Annotated in this window: 12 protein-coding genes, 1 tRNA gene and 1 riboswitch; of the genes, 8 read left to right on the forward strand and 5 right to left on the reverse strand. The window is 68.6% G+C overall.

Annotated elements, in window-relative coordinates; all coding sequences use genetic code 11:
* Window position 1: 1 nt before the first annotated feature.
* Together B840_RS09920 and B840_RS09925 are read right to left on the reverse strand one after the other, a co-directional pair.
* Window positions 2-1,279 (reverse strand): LLM class flavin-dependent oxidoreductase, encoded by a 1,278-nt coding sequence (locus B840_RS09920; protein WP_042622000.1) that lies wholly within the window; start codon window positions 1,277-1,279, stop codon window positions 2-4.
* Window positions 1,280-1,283: 4 nt separating this feature from the next.
* Entirely contained in the window at window positions 1,284-2,060 is a 777-nt protein-coding gene (locus tag B840_RS09925) for a 3-oxoacyl-ACP reductase (protein WP_042622001.1), read from the reverse strand.
* Between the two features lie 58 nt (window positions 2,061-2,118).
* A riboswitch (TPP riboswitch) is annotated at window positions 2,119-2,215 on the reverse strand.
* Between the two features lie 83 nt (window positions 2,216-2,298).
* On the opposite strand from B840_RS09925, the gene B840_RS09930 reads away from it, so the two are divergent.
* Window positions 2,299-3,183 (forward strand): SDR family oxidoreductase, encoded by an 885-nt coding sequence (locus B840_RS09930; RefSeq protein WP_042622002.1) that lies wholly within the window; start codon window positions 2,299-2,301, stop codon window positions 3,181-3,183.
* Here the strand turns inward: B840_RS09930 and B840_RS09935 are convergent.
* Both B840_RS09935 and B840_RS09940 read right to left on the reverse strand, forming a co-directional pair.
* The gene (locus tag B840_RS09935) at window positions 3,180-4,142 is read right to left on the reverse strand and encodes an MsnO8 family LLM class oxidoreductase (RefSeq protein WP_042622003.1); all 963 of its coding nucleotides are present in this window, start codon (window positions 4,140-4,142) and stop codon (window positions 3,180-3,182) included. The two genes, B840_RS09930 and B840_RS09935, sit on opposite strands and share 4 nt — an antisense overlap.
* A gap of 21 nt (window positions 4,143-4,163) precedes the next feature.
* Window positions 4,164-5,249: a L,D-transpeptidase gene (locus B840_RS09940; protein WP_373285118.1), complete on the reverse strand. Its 1,086-nt coding sequence runs from the start codon at window positions 5,247-5,249 to the stop codon at window positions 4,164-4,166.
* Between the two features lie 335 nt (window positions 5,250-5,584).
* Here B840_RS09940 and B840_RS09945 point away from each other — a divergent pair.
* Window positions 5,585-5,657 (forward strand) — tRNA-Lys (locus B840_RS09945).
* Between the two features lie 142 nt (window positions 5,658-5,799).
* Here the strand turns inward: B840_RS09945 and B840_RS09950 are convergent.
* Window positions 5,800-7,050: a glutaminase gene (locus B840_RS09950; RefSeq protein WP_042622005.1), complete on the reverse strand. Its 1,251-nt coding sequence runs from the start codon at window positions 7,048-7,050 to the stop codon at window positions 5,800-5,802.
* A gap of 68 nt (window positions 7,051-7,118) precedes the next feature.
* Between B840_RS09950 and B840_RS09955 the strand changes: the two genes are divergently transcribed.
* The 6 genes from B840_RS09955 (at window position 7,119) to manD (ending at window position 16,424) form a co-directional block, all read left to right on the forward strand.
* Window positions 7,119-8,219, forward strand: coding sequence for a LacI family DNA-binding transcriptional regulator (locus B840_RS09955; RefSeq protein ID WP_042622006.1), 1,101 nt, complete (start codon window positions 7,119-7,121; stop codon window positions 8,217-8,219).
* Between the two features lie 83 nt (window positions 8,220-8,302).
* The gene (uxaC, locus tag B840_RS09960; protein WP_042622709.1) at window positions 8,303-9,718 is read left to right on the forward strand and encodes a glucuronate isomerase; all 1,416 of its coding nucleotides are present in this window, start codon (window positions 8,303-8,305) and stop codon (window positions 9,716-9,718) included.
* Window positions 9,715-11,082: a mannitol dehydrogenase family protein gene (locus B840_RS09965; RefSeq protein ID WP_042622007.1), complete on the forward strand. Its 1,368-nt coding sequence runs from the start codon at window positions 9,715-9,717 to the stop codon at window positions 11,080-11,082. The genes uxaC and B840_RS09965 overlap by 4 nt, the downstream gene beginning before the upstream one ends.
* 47 nt (window positions 11,083-11,129) lie before the next feature.
* The gene (uidA, locus tag B840_RS09970; RefSeq protein ID WP_229676675.1) at window positions 11,130-12,911 is read left to right on the forward strand and encodes a beta-glucuronidase; all 1,782 of its coding nucleotides are present in this window, start codon (window positions 11,130-11,132) and stop codon (window positions 12,909-12,911) included.
* A 145-nt stretch (window positions 12,912-13,056) separates the two neighbouring features.
* Window positions 13,057-15,084 carry a glycoside-pentoside-hexuronide (GPH):cation symporter gene (locus B840_RS13230; protein ID WP_373285119.1) on the forward strand — a complete coding sequence of 676 codons (2,028 nt, stop codon included), beginning with the start codon at window positions 13,057-13,059 and terminating at the stop codon, window positions 15,082-15,084.
* Between the two features lie 104 nt (window positions 15,085-15,188).
* Window positions 15,189-16,424, forward strand: a complete 1,236-nt coding sequence (gene manD, locus B840_RS09985) for a D-mannonate dehydratase ManD (RefSeq protein ID WP_042622008.1) — start codon at window positions 15,189-15,191, stop codon at window positions 16,422-16,424.
* The last annotated feature ends 1 nt before the right edge of the window (window position 16,425 follow it).

Below are 16,425 nucleotides of genomic sequence, written 5' to 3' on the forward strand. Positions count from 1 at the left end.
GCTACCCGCTCAGGTGCCCCCGCAGCGTGGTGCCGGTGTACTCCGTCCGGAACAGGCCCCGTTCCTGGAGGACGGGGATGACCAGGTCCACGAAGTCCTCGATGCCCGCCGGCAGGGACGGCGGCATGAGGTTGAAGCCGTCCGCGCCACCGCCCTCGATCCAGCGCTGCATCTCGTCGGCGATCTGCTCCGGGGTGCCCACGAAGGTGGCGTGCCCACCACCGGCGGCGAGGTAACCCAGCAGTTCACGCACGGTCGGGTGCGTCGACTCGATGATGCGCAGGATCGTGGCGTACCGCCCCTTCGGGCCGTTGAACTCAGCCAGCGGCGGCAGTTCCGGGACGGGGACGTCGAGTTCCCAACCGGAGGTGTCCTGTCCGATGAAGTAGGACAGGCCCTTCAGGGCGTCCGCCACCGGAAGCAGCCCGTTGAGGGCACGCTGTTTCTCCCGCGCCTCCTCCCCGGTGCGTCCGACGTAGGTGACCAGGCCCGGCATGACCACGAGCTCATCGGGGTCCCGCCCGGCCACCTCGGCGCGGCGGCGCACGTCGAGGCGGTACTCCCGGGCCATCTCGAGATCCCAGGCGACGGCGTAGACGCCTTCGGCGTACTTCGCCGCCAGATTCCGACCCGGCTCCGAGGCCCCGGCCTGGAAGAGCACCGGACGTCCCTGGGGCGGCGCCGGGATGTTGAGCGGCCCCGCGACCGTGAAGAAGTCCCCGGAGTGATCGAGCGTCGACAAGCGGGCGGGGTCGCCCCACCGCGCGGAAGGATCGTTGAGCACCGCATCAGACGGGAACGAGTCCCACAGGCGGTTGAGCACGGAGATGAACTCATCGGCGCGGGCGTAGCGCTCGGCGTGCGGGGGCAGCGCGGGCATCCCGTGGTTGCGTGCCTCGGTGTCGTTCATCGAGGTCACCACGTTGACTCCCGCGCGGCCACCGGAGATGTGGTCCAGGCTGGCCAGGAGACGCGCAGCGTGGAACGGCGGCCAGAATGTGGCGGAGGCGGTGGCCACCAGGCCGATCCGCTCGGTGGCACGGGCCAGGGCGGTCAGCGTGGTCACGGGCTCCAGGAACCACAGCGGGCCGGACCCGACGCCGCCGAGGTCGGCGGACTGTCCGTCGGCGAGGAAGACGGCGTCGAGAAGCCCCCGCTCCGCGACCCGGGCGAGGTGCTCCCAGTACGCGATGTCACCCAGCCTGTGGGAGGAGGAGTCGGACGCGCGCCACGCAGAGGTGTGGTGGCCGGCGGCGAAGGCGAAGAGGTTGAGGTGCACGCCGTCAGTCCTTCACCAGTCCGCCGTCGACGACCAGGTTCTGGCCGGTGACGGCACGCGCCCACGGGGAGGCGAAGAACAGGATCGCGTCGGCGAACTCCTCCGGCGTGGTCACGGACTGCAGTGGTGTCGACGCCGCGATGAGGTCGAACACCTCGTCCGGTGTGGCCGCACTGGCGTCCGTGGTGCGCAGCAGGCCACCGGAGAGCATGTTCACGGTGACGCCCCGGGGCCCGAGGTCCGCGGCGAAGGTGCGGGTCAGGGAGAGCAGTGCGGCCTTGGCGGCGGTGTAGTCGTGGTACGGGACCACCGGGTACTGGAAGAGGTTGGTGCCGATCGTGACCACGCGGCCCGAACCGGACTCGTCGAAACCGGGCAGTGCGGCCTGGATGACGTTGAGGGCGCCCTGGATCGCGCCGGAGAACTGGTTCTCGAAACGTCCGTAGGAGATCTCGTCGGCCTTCGGCCGGGCGTCACCGTCGAAGGAGAAGTCCACGAGGGCATTGTTGACCACGGTGGTCACCGGGGCGTCGAAAACCGCGTGTGCCTGCGCGTACAGCGCCCCGACCTGCCCGCGGTCGCGGACGTCCGCCCGGATGGCGACCGCCCGGCCCGGATGCTCCCGGGCGAGTTCCTCGGCAGCGTGGGCACTGGAGAAGTAGTTGATGATGACCTTCGCGCCCTCGCGCAGGAAGGCCTCCGAGATGGCCCGGCCGAGGCCGCGGGCCCCGCCGGTGACGAGCACGATCTGCTCGGAGAGGGCTGGTGCAGTTGTGGTCATGTGGACGCCTTTCCGGGAAAGGCGAAGGTACCCCGCTGGGCCCCACCGGGGTAGGCCTCGGCGGGGCAGTGGACATTCCCTTCGCCAGCATTAACTGGATCAGGTTCGACGGGTGTGTTCTCAGCTGCCCGCGGGCAGCACCCCGTGTCACGCGGAACTCACCGTAGCAGTCCCCGACACCCCGTCACAGTTTTCGGTAACCTCGGTCACACATCGCCCCGAACTTATAGGAGTGACCATGACCGACATGCGCGACCCCCGCACCCTCCACCCGAAGATCGACCCGCCGAAGCAGACGCAGCCCCACCCTGGCCTGGACGCCGAACTCGAGCCCAAGGGGGACCTGGGCCTGGACACCTACCAGGGCAACGGCCGACTGAAGGGCAGGAAGGCCCTGATCACCGGCGGCGACTCCGGCATCGGTGCCGCCGTGGCCATCGCCTACGCCCGGGAGGGGGCGGACGTCGCCATCGCCTACCTCCCCGAGGAGGAGCCGGACGCGGAGAAGATCATCCAGGCGATCGAGGACGCCGGCCAGAAGGCCCTGGCACTCCCGGGCGACCTGCAGGAGCTCGCCCAGTGCGAGGCCATCGTGGAGAAGACCGTCGAAGCCTTCGGTGGCCTGGACATCCTGGTCAACAACGCCTCCCGACAGATCTGGCACGACGGCATCGGGAACATCCCCGACGATGATTTCGACGCCACCATGAAGTCCAACATCTACAGCTCCTACCGGGTGACCAAGGCCGCCCTCCCCCACCTCAAGCCGGGTTCCTCGATCATCTTCACCTCCTCCATCCAGGCGTACGAGCCCTCCCCCCACCTCCTCGACTACGCCATGACCAAGGCCGCGATGAACAACCTGTCCAAGGGTCTGGCCCAGCAGCTCGCGCCGGAGGGAATCCGCGTCAATGCCGTCGCGCCGGGCCCGGTGTGGACCCCTCTCCAGCCCAGCCACGGCCAGCCGCAGGACAAGATCGAGGGTTTCGGCCAGCATGCTCCCCTGGGCCGGGCGGGCCAGCCCGCCGAACTGGCCGGGGCCTACGTGTTCCTGGCCTCCGACGAGGCGTCCTACGTCATGGGTGAGACCCTCGGTGTGACCGGCGGCTCCCCCACCCCCTAGGAACCGCCCAGCTCCGCCAGCAGCTCCTCCGAGCGGGCCCTGCCCGCCAGGTCGCTCATGCCGCCGGTGACGAGGATTTCCTCGGCGCCGGCGGCGTGGAGAAGCTCCCGGAGCCGCGCCCCGACCTGCGCCGGGGTGCCGTGGACGGCACCCGCCAGGGCCTCCTCGACGCGGCGCCGCTCCCGACTGCTGAGCGAGGCTTCCTCCAGCTGCCCCACGGGAGACAGACCGTCGAAGGACCCGGTGGAGCGGGCCCTCGCCTGCGCCCAGGCCTCGGGGAGGAGCAGGTCGCGGGCAGCCTCAGCTGTGTCGGCGACGGCGATGATGAAGGAGAGGATGATCTGCGGGGCGTCGATGAGCCCGGGCCGGAAGTTCTGCCGGTAGAGCCGGGCGGCGTCGACCTGATTGGGGCCGCCGAGGATCACGCCGAGGCCGAGTTCGGCGGCAAGCAGCACCGAGCGGAAGCCCGCCAGCAGGAACACCGGCGTGGCGCCGTGATTGGCCGGCCGGGCGGTGACCGCCGCCTCGCCGCGCAGATATCCGAGCAGCTCCCGCAGGTCATCAGGGTACCGCTTCTTCAGCTCCGCCACGTCGCCCTGGCGCAGGGCCGCGCGGACGGGCGCGGTGAAACCGAGGGAGGAGCCGATGCCGGCGTCCACACGCGAAGGGAACAGGGCCTCCAGGGTGGCTATCTGCTCCGCGACGATCAGGGGCTGATGATCAGGCAGCATGATGCCCGCGGTGCCGATCCGGATCGATTCCGTGGCGGCCCCCACCGCCGTGGCGAGCATCGCCGGCTGGGATCCCGGCAGCCCGGGGACGGCGTGGTGCTCCGCGACGAGGAAGCGCCGGAACCCCCGCGATTCAGCGGAGCGTGCATGCTCCAGCACGCCCTGGAGCACCTCCGATTCACTGAGCCCGGCGATGGCGTTGGCACGGTCGAGAACAGAAAAGCGCATGCCCCCCACCATGCCACGCGGTCACCAGCTGGAGGTCCCGTCCGCGTTGCCCGCCCGCCAGGTTTTCCAGGGGATGTTCCAGTCGCCGAGGCCGTCGTAGCCGGACAGCACCCCTCCGACGGTGTTGCGCACCTCGACCGGGTCACCGCGTTTGACCACGTCCTGGAACCATGCGGCGGCTTCGGTGGTGACGTTGATGCAGCCGTGCGAGACGTTTCTGCTGCCCTGGTCGCCCACCGACCACGGCGCGGCGTGGACGTAGATGCCGGACCAGGACATCTGCGTCGCGTACTCCACCTCGGTGCGGTAGCCGCCCTGGTCGTAACCCAGACCGAACGTGGTGGAGTCCATGACCATGGACTCCCGCTCGTCGCCGATGATGTAGGTACCGTTCGGGGTGGCCCACTTTTCGGTGCCCAGGGAAACGGGGATGGTGCGCAGGACCTCGCCGTTGCGGTAGACCGTCATCGATTTGGTGGCGTCGTCGACCACCGTGCGCACATCCTCGCCGATGGTGAAGCTCATCCGGTTGTCCTGCGAGCCGTACACTCCCCCGCCGAGGTTCGCGCCGTAGATGTCCGCCCGTACGTCCACCTGCGTGCCGGGGGTCCAGTACTCCTTCGGCCGCCAGCGCAGCTCGGAGTTGTTCAGCCAGTAGAAGGCGCCCTCGACTTCCGGGGACGTGGTGATAGTGATGGCGTCCTGCGCAGCCTGCCGGTCCTTGACTGCGGCGCCGAACCGCAGCGTGACGGTCTGCGCGACGCCGACCGTGGCGCCGTCCAGCGGCGCGAGCGACACACCGGCCGTCGACGCCGGGCTCACCGTGCTGAACGTGGTGGCAGTGGTCCGCCCCGCCCGGTCCTCGGCCTTGATCGTGTACGTGCGGTGGTAACCCAGATCCTCGGCTGTCGACCACTCGCGGCCGTCCGCCGACAGCTCAGAGTCGACGACCTTGCCGTCCTGATTGGTCATCGTGACCTTCTTCAGGCCCTCCGCCGAGGTCACAGTCACCGGCTCGGAGGGATCGACGCCCTTCGCCCCGTCCACCACCGAAACAAGCGGCGGGGCAGGCTCCGACTCCACCACCGGGGACTGCGCCTCACTCACCGGCTCCTGCCCGATCGTGCAGCCTGTCAGCGTTCCCGCTGTGAGAACCGCCGCGACGAACGCAACGAACACTGTCCTGCTCCGCCCGGCAAGGGGGATCCCGACCTTCACGCACAACCTCTTGATCCGGCACAAACCATATCGATGATTTCTTATGTACAACGATCAGGGTAACGCCCCTCCGGCCACCCCACCAATAACTTCGTTCACACCGTTCCAGAAAGTCGCAGAAAAACACCTTCTGACCTGGCGATTTTACTAGCAACACCAAAGCCTGTTATATTTTTCCTCGTTGCCGGGACAGCCCAGAACACAGGGAAGAACGGATGACGAAAGCGCCATTAGCTCAATTGGTAGAGCATCTGACTCTTAATCAGAGGGTTCGGGGTTCGATTCCCTGATGGCGCACAATAAGACCAGGCCCCCGCGGCCTGGTCTTTTTTGTTTGCCGGGAGTAGAGGCGCCACCTGCGAGGCCGCCCCGCCGGGGAATCCGGGGCGGCGGCCTGGCCGGGGTGGGCGGATCATCCGGGCGACGTGAGCGCCGCCACTCAGGTGAGGGCCTCCACCGTGTCCGCGTAGGTCCCGTCGGAGAATTCCAGGTCGGTGACCACGCCTTCGGGGTCGTAGATGGCGCAGGTGAATCCTTTCTCGCGGAGACGGCGCAGGCCCTCCTTGACCATGCGCCGGCCCATGCGGTTGAAGGAGGTGACCCGGGAGACGTCGAGAAGCAGTTCACTCCCGCCCAGTTTGTGCGAGCCCAGCTCGTGGAGGATGTTCTCGGCGGCGGTGAAGTTGATGGTCCCCTGGAGGCGGATGACGGTGGAGTCCCCGTCGCGGGTGATGGACCGGACCCCGGGGACGGAATGATGGTCGGCCGCCATCAGGTGCAGGCCCATCTCCCGGGACAGGCGCTCGAAGATCTTCACGCCCCGGACGGAGTTCCCGCTGGAGTCCAACCGGGGGGAGAACGTGGCGATGCCCAACTGCCCGGGGAGGGTGCCGATGAGCCCTCCCGCCACGCCGGATTTCGCGGGGATGCCCACCCCGGCCATCCAGCGGCCGGCACCGTCGTACATGCCGGAGGAGCTCATCACCGCGAGGGTGCGCCGGCAGACTTCGGAGGTGAGCAGCCGTTCCCCGGTGACGGGTTGGACGCCCCCGGTGGCGAGGGTGGCCGACATGACCGCCAGGTCGCGGGTGGTCACCAGGATGGAGCACTGCCGGGTGTAGCTGAGCACTGCGTCGTGGGCCTCGTCGTGGATGATGCCGTGGCTGCGCAGCATGTGCGCGATGGAGAGGTTGCGGTCGGCGCTGAGTATCTCGGAGTTGCACAGCTCCTCGTCGATGGACAGGTCGCGGCCCGCGAGGCGGGAGAGCAGGTCGCGGATCTTCTCCACGCGGTCGTCGACGCTGGAGTCCTCCCCGTTGATGAGCTGGTTCACGGCGATGGCCCCGGCGTTGATCATGGGGTTGACCGGCCGGTTGTCGTTGTCGTCGAGGGAGAGCTCGTTGAAGGCCTCGCCGGAGGGTTCCAGTCCGACGACCTCGTCGACGGCTTCGGCCCCGAGTTCCTGGAGCGCCAGTGCGTAGATGAAGGGTTTGGAGATCGACTGGATGGTGAATTCCACGTCGCCGTCCCCGGCGGAGTAGACGTGCCCGCTGGTGGTGCAGAGCGCGAGGGCGAGGCGGTTGGGATCTGCGTCGCGGAGCTCGGGGATGTAGTCGGCGGATTGTCCCCCGTCGTCGTCGCGCACGTGGTCGAGAATGTCGGCGAGGTAGTCGGGGATGGGTGGCTGCATGGGCTTCAGCCTACCGGCGGAATTCGCCTCCCCCACGTCATCGCCCGGGGGTGGTTAAGCTCTAGACCATGGCTGACGGCGTGACCATCTACGACATCGCGGAGTTGGCGGGGGTCTCCGCCTCGACGGTGTCGCGGGTCTTCTCCCGGCCGGACCGGGTGAGCTTCCGGACCGCGGAGAAGGTGCGTGCGGCCGCCCGGCAGCTGGGCTACCGCCTGGACGTGGAGACCGGCAGTTCCGGGTCCGCGCAGCGGGCAACCCGGAATCTCGGGCTGGTGGTCGCCGACATCACCAACCCCTTCTTCCAGGAGGTGTTCCGGGGGGCGGAGCACGCCGCACGCCAGGAGGGGATGCTGCTGACCATCGCCGACACCCACGAGTCCGTGCGCCGGGCGAAGGCCGCCGTGGAGCTGCTGATGCCGACGGTGGACGGGCTGCTGCTGGCGTCGACGCGGCTGGCCAACGGCGACATCCAGAAGATCGCGCGCCTGATACCCACGGTGTGCATCAACCGCCCGGTCCCGGGGGTGCCCAGCGTGCTGGTGAACAATTACGAGGGCGCGATCCGGGCCGCCGAGCACCTGGAGAGTCAGGGGGTGCGGTCGATCACCTATCTCGCGGGCCCGACCGACTCGTGGGCGGACGCCTCGCGCTGGCGGGGGCTTCTCGACGCCGTCGACCCCCATGCCCTCAGCACGGACCGGAACATGACAGCCGTCGTCGATCCGGCACCGGTGCCGTTCACCCGCAGCGCCCCGCTTTCGCCGGAGACCGTCGCCCGCCTGTCGCGGTTGACGGTGCGCCAGCAGCGGGTCGAGGAACCGACCACGGTGGGCGGGCGGCGCGCTTTCGAGCTGTGGCGCAAGAATCCGACGGATGCCGTCATCTGCTTCAACGATCTGGTGGCCATCGGTTTCCTCGATCAGGCCCGGCGGGCGGGGGTGGACGTCCCGGGCGACGTGGCGGTGGTCGGCTGCGACAACACCGAGGTCACCTCCCTCGTGCATCCCGGGCTGACGACGATCGCCGGCCCCCTCCGGTCGATGGGGCGCGTCGCCGCAGCCAACCTCATGGCCGTGATCCGCGGGCTGAAGGGGCCGTCGGCGCAGCCCCGGGTGCTGCCCACGCGCCTCATCGTCCGCGCCTCCAGCTTGCACGTGAGGGAGTGAGGCCCGCCTGACCTGCGGATAAGTGTGAGGAAACTATCTGCAACTCGTTGTCCATGGGGCGGGCCGACGAGTGGAATGAGGTCATGAGTACCTCACACGCTGCGCACCCGGACCGGCTTCTGCCGGTGGATCCCGGCACCCGGTCCATCGCACGTAGGCTGCTTGCCCACGTCGAGGATCTTCCCGTCATTTCCCCGCACGGCCACCTCGACCCGGCCATGTTCGTCCACGACGAACCCTTCTCCGACCCCACCTCCCTGCTGATCACCCCGGACCACTACGTGACGCGGGTCCTGCACTCCGCGGGCGTCGATCTGGCCGACCTCGGCGTCGGCGGGTCGGACGCCGACAAGCAGGCGGCGTGGCGGATCTTCGTCCGCAACTGGCCCCTTTTCGCGGGCACCGCGTCGGGTTACTGGCTGGAGCAGGAGTTCGAGCACGTCTTCGGCATCAACCCCGACCGGCTGGCCGACGGCGGCGCAGACACTGCGGACGAGATCTGGGCTGAGTTGTCCGAGGTCCTCGACCGCCCGGATTTCCGCCCGCGCGCCCTCGCCGAGTCCTTCGGCCTGGAGGTGCTGGCCACCACGGACGACCCGCTGGACGACCTCGCCCACCACAAGATGCTGGCCGAGGACCCGGACTTCAGCCCGCGGGTGCTGCCCACGTTCCGGCCCGACGCCTACACCAAGATGTACAACGCGGGGTTCGGGGAGAACGTCGAGAAGCTCATCGACGTCGCGGGCGAAGGCCTGACCGGCTACGCCGGGTACCTGCGGGCCCTGCGCAACCGGCGCCAGTACTTCATCGAGCACGGTGCGACCAGCGCGGACCACGGAACCCACAACGCAGATTCCCGGCCGCTGGACGACGCGGAGGCGCAGCGCATCCTCGACAAGGGCCGCGCCGGCACCGCCACCCGCGCGGAGGCCCTGGCGTTCGAGGCGAACATGACCTACCGCTTCGCGGAAATGAGCCAGGAGGACCACCTGGTGATGACGCTCCACCCGGGCGTGCACCGCAACCACTCGGCCTCCGCCTTCGAGCGTTTCGGCGCCGACACCGGCCACGATATCCCCTTCAGCCTGGACTACACCGCCGGGCTGCAGCCCCTGCTCAGCGACTTCGGCGAGAACCCCGACTTCCATTTCGTCCTGTTCACCATGGACGAGACCGTCTTCTCCCGCGAGCTGGCCCCCCTGGCCGGCTACTACCCCAGCGTGTATCTCGGAGCGCCCTGGTGGTTCATCGACGAGATCGACGCCATGAATCGCTACCGCTCCGCCACCACCGGCACCGCCGGGTTCTCCCGCTACTCCGGCTTCATCGACGACACCCGCGCGTACTGCTCCATCCCGGCGCGCCACAACACCTCGCGGCGGGTCGACGCCGCGTACCTCGCCCGTCTCGTCGGCGAGCACCGCCTCTCCGAGGACCGGGCCGCCGACATCATCGTCGATCTCATCGACTCCTCTCCCCGAAGGGTGTTCAAGCTGTGACCGCTCTCAACCGCACGACCGTCCAGGCTCCCGCCGCCCCCGTCCGGCTCGTCCACGTCGGGCTCGGCGCATTCCACCGGGCCCACCAGGTGTTCTACACGCAGAAGGCCGAGGCCGATCCGGCGGACCCGCAGTGGGGTTACGCCTCCTTCTCGGGACGCAGCGCCGGCATCACCCCGCAGCTGGCCGCCCAGGACGGGCTGTACACCCTGGTCACCCGCTCCGGGGACGGCGACTCCCCCGAGCTGATGACCGCGCTGGTGGAGGCCCGCGCCGCCGATGAGATAGAGAGGTTCGTGGAACTGCTCGCCGACCCGGCCGTCGCGGTGGTGACCATCACCGTCACCGAGGCCGGCTACCACCTCACCGGCGGGCTGACCCTCGACGAGCAGTCGCCGGACATCGCCGCCGACCTGGCCGCGCTGCGCGCCGGGGGGTTGTCCCCCTTAAAGTCTGCCGCCGGCCGGATCGTGGCGGGGCTGCAGGCGCGCCGGGCCGCCGGGGCCGGGGGCATGGCCGTGATGAGCTGCGACAACATCGCGGCCAACGGCGAGACCACCCGCGCCTCCATCCTCGGTTTCGCCGCCGCGCTCGACGCGGAGCTCGCCGACTGGATCGCCGGCAACGTCACCTTCCCGTCCACCTCCATCGACCGCATCACCCCGGCGACCACGGAGGAACTCGTCGCCGACGTGGCCCGCCAGACCGGTTACGAGGACGCCGTCCCGGTGGTCACCGAGCCCTTCAGCTCCTGGGTCATCCAGGGCGAGTTCCCCGCCGGCCGGCCCGCCTGGGAGAACGCGGGGGCGGAGTTCGTCGAGGACATCGACACCTTCGAGCGCCGCAAACTGTGGCTGCTCAACGGTGCGCACTCGCTTCTGGCCTACGCCGGCCAGCTCAAGGGGTACGAGACGGTCGACGAGGCAATCGGGGACATTGAGCTCCGCGAACGCGTGGAGCACCTCTGGGAGGACGCCGCCGAATACCTCAAGACCCCCGGGCTGGGGATCTCCGACTACAAGAAGGCCCTGATCGAGCGTTTCCAGAACCCGCGGATCCGCCACAGCCTCGCCCAGATCGGCATCGACGGCGGGACCAAGCAGCGCATGCGGGCGGTGCCCATCCTCAAGGCCCAGCGCTCCGACAACGCCATGGGCCACGGCGCGGCGTACTCCATCGCCGCCTGGATCACCTTCCTGCTGAAGACGGACACCATCGCCGACACCCGCGCGGAGGAACTCGACCGTGCCCGCCGCGCAGAGGACCCCGTCGCCGCGCTGCTCGCCGCGCTCGATGAGGACCTGGCCGCGGACACCTACACGCTGGCGCTCGTCCGCACCTTCGTCACCGAACTCTCCCGCTAGCCCCGAAAGGACCTTTATCTTACTTCCCGCCATCGAATCCTCCACCCGTGAAGTCCGCAGCCTCGACGGCATGTGGCGTTTCGCCGTCGACTGGGACAACACCGGTATCGACGACCGCCTCTACTCCGGCGCCCTGCCCGGCACCCGCGAGATCGCGGTGCGGCTCCGTCAACGACCTTTTCGCCGACGAGGACATCCGCAACCACGTCGGCTACTGGTTCTACCAGCGGGAGGTGCGTGTCCCGCGCGGATGGGACGGCGAGCGCATCATCCTGCGTTTCGGTTCCGCCACCCCCCATGCCGTCGTCTTCGTCGACGACACCGAGGTCGGCCGCAACAAGGGCGGCTACATGCCCTTCGAGTTCGACGTCACCGATCTGGTCTCCGCGGGCGGCACCTTCCGCCTCACCGTCGCGGTGGACAACCGCCTCGACAACACCTGCATCCCGCCCGGCGAGGTCCGGGAGCTTCCCGACGGCCGCCGCCAGCAGAACTACCTGCACGACTTCTACAACTACTCCGGGCTGCACCGCTCCGTGCTGCTGTGCTCCCGCCCGGCGCGCCACGTCACCGTCACCACCGGCTACGAAGGCACCACCGGCCAAGTCACCTGGGCGGTGGCCCAGTCGGAGGAGGGTCCGGTGCGGATCGCGGTCGTCGACAAGCAGACCGGCGAGGTCGTCGCCCGCGCGGGCGGCGGGAGCGGAACCGTGGAGATCGAGGACGTCACCCTGTGGACCCCCGGCGTCGGCGGCCTCTACGACCTGGTGGTGACGCTTCTCGACGAGACCGACGGCCCCGTCGACACGTTCACCCAGCACTTCGGCGTGCGCACGGTGCGCATCGACGGCTACCGGTTCCTCATCAACGAACAGCCCTTCTACTTCATCGGCTTCGGCATGCACGAGGACCACGAAACCATCGGCAAGGCACATTCGAACGCCCACATGGTCCAGGACACCGAGCTGCTCAGTTGGATCGGCGCGAACTCCCTGCGTACCTCGCACTACCCGTACTCCGAGGAGTTCATGGACTGCTGCGACCGGCACGGCATCGTCGTCATTGACGAGACCCCAGCGGTGGGCCTCAACTGGATGATGGCCGGCGGCATCCTCGACTCCGGCGGCGGGGAGACCTACGAGGAGGGCCACGTCGACGACCGCACCCAGGCCACCCACGCGGACGAGATCCGCCGGCTGGTCGCCCGGGACAAGAACCGCCCCTCCGTGGTCCTGTGGTCCATCGCCAACGAGCCGGACTCCACCAGCCCCGGCGCCATCGACTACTTCCGCCCCCTGGTGGAGCTGACCCGCGAGTGCGATCCCACCCGCCCCGTCGGCTTCGTCAACGTGATGTTCGCGCCCTACGACAAGTGCCTCATCTCCGACATGTTCGACGTCATCATGCTCAACCGCTACTACGGCTGGTACGTCGACTCCGGCGACCTGCAGACCTCCGAGCAGAAGTTCAGCGCGGAACTCGCCGGCTGGATGGAGAAGTACCGGCTGCCGATCATCATCACCGAGTACGGCGCCGACACCGTCGCCGGGCTGCACTCCATCTACGACCAGCCCTTCACCGAGGACTACCAGGTGGCCTACCTGGAGATGAACTCGAAGGTCTTCGACGAGTGCGAGGCGGTCGTCGGCGAGCAGATGTGGAACTTCGCCGACTTCCAGACCAAGTACGGCTTCGCGCGTGTGGACGGCAACAAGAAGGGCGCCTTCACCCGTGACCGCCGCCCCAAGGCGGCCGCCCGCTACCTGCGCGAGCGTTGGACCTCGATGGAGGCCGCCCGCTACGGCAGGCGCGACCACCGGGCCCGTTAGCCCCCGAAACCACCACTGATCTCCCCGAGGAGAAACCGTGTCCACCGCAACCAAGGCCCCTCCCGGCGCTCCCGCCTCCGGCAAACTGCCCGGCCACCGGGTGCTCACCTACGCCCTGGGCGACGTGGCCAACAACCTGACGTTCATGATGACGTCGATGTTCCTGACGATGTACATGACGGAGATCGCCGGGCTGTCCGCCGGTGTCGCCGGCGCCATCTACGGCATCACCAAGGTGTGGGCCGGCGTCGCCGACCTCCTCGCTGGCCAGACCGTCGACCGGGCGAACACCCGCTGGGGCCGCCTGCGACCCTGGATCCTCTTCGGGTCCACCCCGCTGGCCGTGGTTTTCGTGCTGCTGTTCAGCACCCCGGCGGGACTGTCCGGCGCGGCGACGGTCGCATGGATCTTCCTTTTCGACGCCGCCTTCCAGCTCGCCTACTCCTTCGTCAACATCCCCTACGGCTCCCTGTCGGCGGCGATGACCCAGGACCCGGTCGACCGGTCCCGGCTCTCCGGCGCCCGGTCCATCGCGTCGTCCGTCACCGGCGTCATCCTGTCCGCGGCCATCGCGCCCCAGTTCCAGGACACCACCGCCGACGGCGTCCGGCTGAAGTTCACCATCACGTGCCTGATCCTCGGCGTGATCGCCGTGGCCCTGTACCTGATCTGCTTCGCCAACGCACGCGAAGTCGTGCCTCGCTCCCCGGGCAAGATCTCCTTCAGGTCCACCTTCGTCATGCTGAAGCAGAACCGTCCGCTGCTCATCCTCAGCCTCGGCGCGTTCTTCCTGTTGGCGGCGATCTTCACCATGAACGCCGTGGGCCTGTATTACGCCCGCTACGTGCTGGGCAACGCCGCCTGGTACACCTACCTCATGCTGGCCAACTCCGTCGGCACGATCGCCGTCGCGACGGTGGTGCCCACCCTCACCGTCCGGCTGGGCAAGCGCAACGGCTACATCGCCTGCGCACTGGTGGCGGTCCTCGGCTACTCCCTGGTCTTCTTCATTCCGGCCGGCAACCTGCCCGTCGCCGTCTTCGCCTGGCTGCTGCTGGGCGTCGGCACGGGCGGCACCAACGCACTGATGTTCTCCATGCAGGCGGACACCGTCGACTACGGCGAGTGGAAGGCGGGCATCCGCTCCGAGGGCGGCTCCTACTCCATCCTCTCCTTCATCCGTAAGGTCGGCCAGGGCCTCGGCGGCTGGCTGGGCCTGGCCGTCATGGGCGCCATGGGATACGTCGCCATGGCGCCGGACCAGAGCGCAGACGCGCTGCAGGGCATCCGCATCTCCGCCGGCCTCATCCCGGCCGTCCTCGCGATCCTGGCCATGGTCGTCCTCATCGCCTACCCGCTCGACGCCAAGCTGCACGCCCAGGTCGTCTCCGACCTCAACGAGCGCCGCACTCAGGACGCCGTCGCGGAGACCAAGGCCGTCGACGTCGAGCGGGTCCGGGTTGACACGGTCGGTGACGGCCGCAGCACCCTGCTGCGCCGCGCAGGCGACGCGAACCCGCCGATCCTCACCGTCTTCGGCCAGCGGGGCTCCGGCGCCAGCGAGATCGCCCCGATGCTGGCGAAGGCGCTCAACGTGCCCTACATCGGCCAGAAGTTCGCCTCCGAGGAACTGACCCAGGTGGACCCGTCCGACCTCATCAGCGACTCCACCTTCGACCGTTGGCTGCGCACCGTGTCCTACAGCGGTTCGCAGAACACCGACCTGGCCGCCGCGACCGAGATGTCCGCGAACCGGAAGATCGCCGCGGAGAACACGCAGCACGTTCTCGCGGCCGTCGACAAGGGCGGCGTGGTCCTGGGCCGCAACGGCGCACTGGTGCTGGGCAAGGTGGTCGGCGCGATGCACATCCGCCTGATCGCCCCGCTGGGCAAACGCATCGGGCGGGTGATCCACACGACCGGGTTGCTGGCCTCAGAGGCGGCCGAGCAGTGCCGGGCGGAGGACCGCATCCGTGCCGAAATGTCGCAGGCGCTCTACCGCTGGAACCCCAACAGCGACGAATCCTACGACCTGGTCATCAACACCGGTTCCATGACCTACCAGCAGATCGTGGACCTCATCGTGGACATGTACCAGCGGAAATACCCCGGGTACCAGTCCCTGCCGGGGTACGGATTCAGCGGAAACACTGGCCATGATGCTACCAATTGAGGCATGATGTAGGCAGCGACCGTTCAACCTCCCCTGCGGATCCCCGCGGATCCCGCAACCCCCTCAGCCACCTCGGGCGCAGCCCGAAAAAGAAAGGATCGACAATGTCCGCCAAGATCATCAAGGCCGAGGTCTTCGTCACCTCCCCCAGCCGCAACTTCGTCACCCTCCGCCTGACCACCGACGACGGCGTGATCGGCATCGGCGACGCCACCCTCAACGGCCGCGAGCTCGCCGTGGCCACCTACCTGCAGGAGCACGTCGCGCAGCTCATGGTGGGCCGCGACTCCCGCAACATCGAGGACACCTGGCAGTTCCTCTACCGCGCCGCCTACTGGCGCCGCGGCCCGGTCACCATGGCGGCCATCGCCGCCGTCGACATGGCGCTGTGGGACATCAAGGGCAAGATGGCCGGCATGCCGGTCTACCAGCTGCTCGGCGGCGCCTCCCGCACCGGCTGCCGCGCCTACGGCCACGCCTCCGGCACCGACACGGAGTCGCTGTTCGACTCCATCCGCTACGAGATGGAGCTGGGCTACAAGTCCATCCGCGTCCAGACTTCCGTGCCGGGCATCGAGAAGCTCTACGGCGTCGCCGCCCAGTCGCAGTCCTCGGGCGAGCGCTACGACTTCGAGCCCGCCAACCGCGGCGACTGGCCCGTCGAGGAGGACTGGGACACCCGCGCCTACCTCCGCCACATCCCCACCGTCTTCGAGTCCGTGCGCAACGAGTTCGGCCCCGAGCTGCCCCTGCTCCACGACGGCCACCACCGCATGACCCCGCGCGAGGCCGCCCAGCTGGGCAAGTCCCTCGAGCCCTACGACCTGTACTGGCTCGAGGACTGCACCCCGGCCGAGAACCAGGAGAACCTGCGCTACGTCCGCAGCCAGACCACCACCCCGCTGGCCATCGGCGAGGTCTTCAACTCGGTCTTCGACATCAAGGACCTCATCCAGGAGCAGCTCATCGACTACGTCCGCTGCGCCTCCACCCACTTCGGTGGCATCTCCCCGCTGAAGAAGGTGATGAACTTCGCCGAGATGTACGGCATCAAGTCCGGCTTCCACGGCCCCACCGACGTCTCCCCCGTCGGCTTCGCCGCGCAGCTGCACCTGGGCCTGTCCATCCACAACTACGGGCTCCAGGAGTACATGCCGCACTCGGACCTGACCAAGCAGGTCTTCCACGAGTCCCTCAGCTTCGAGGACGGCTACCTCCACCCGGGCGACGCCCCGGGCCTGGGCGTCGAGTTCGATCCCGAGGCGGCCGAGAAGTTCCCCTACGCGCAGGCCTACCTCCCCTACAACCGTCTCGCCGACGGCACCGTCCACAACTGGTGAG

Source organism: Corynebacterium marinum DSM 44953 (assembly GCF_000835165.1).
Lineage (GTDB): Bacteria > Actinomycetota > Actinomycetes > Mycobacteriales > Mycobacteriaceae > Corynebacterium > Corynebacterium marinum.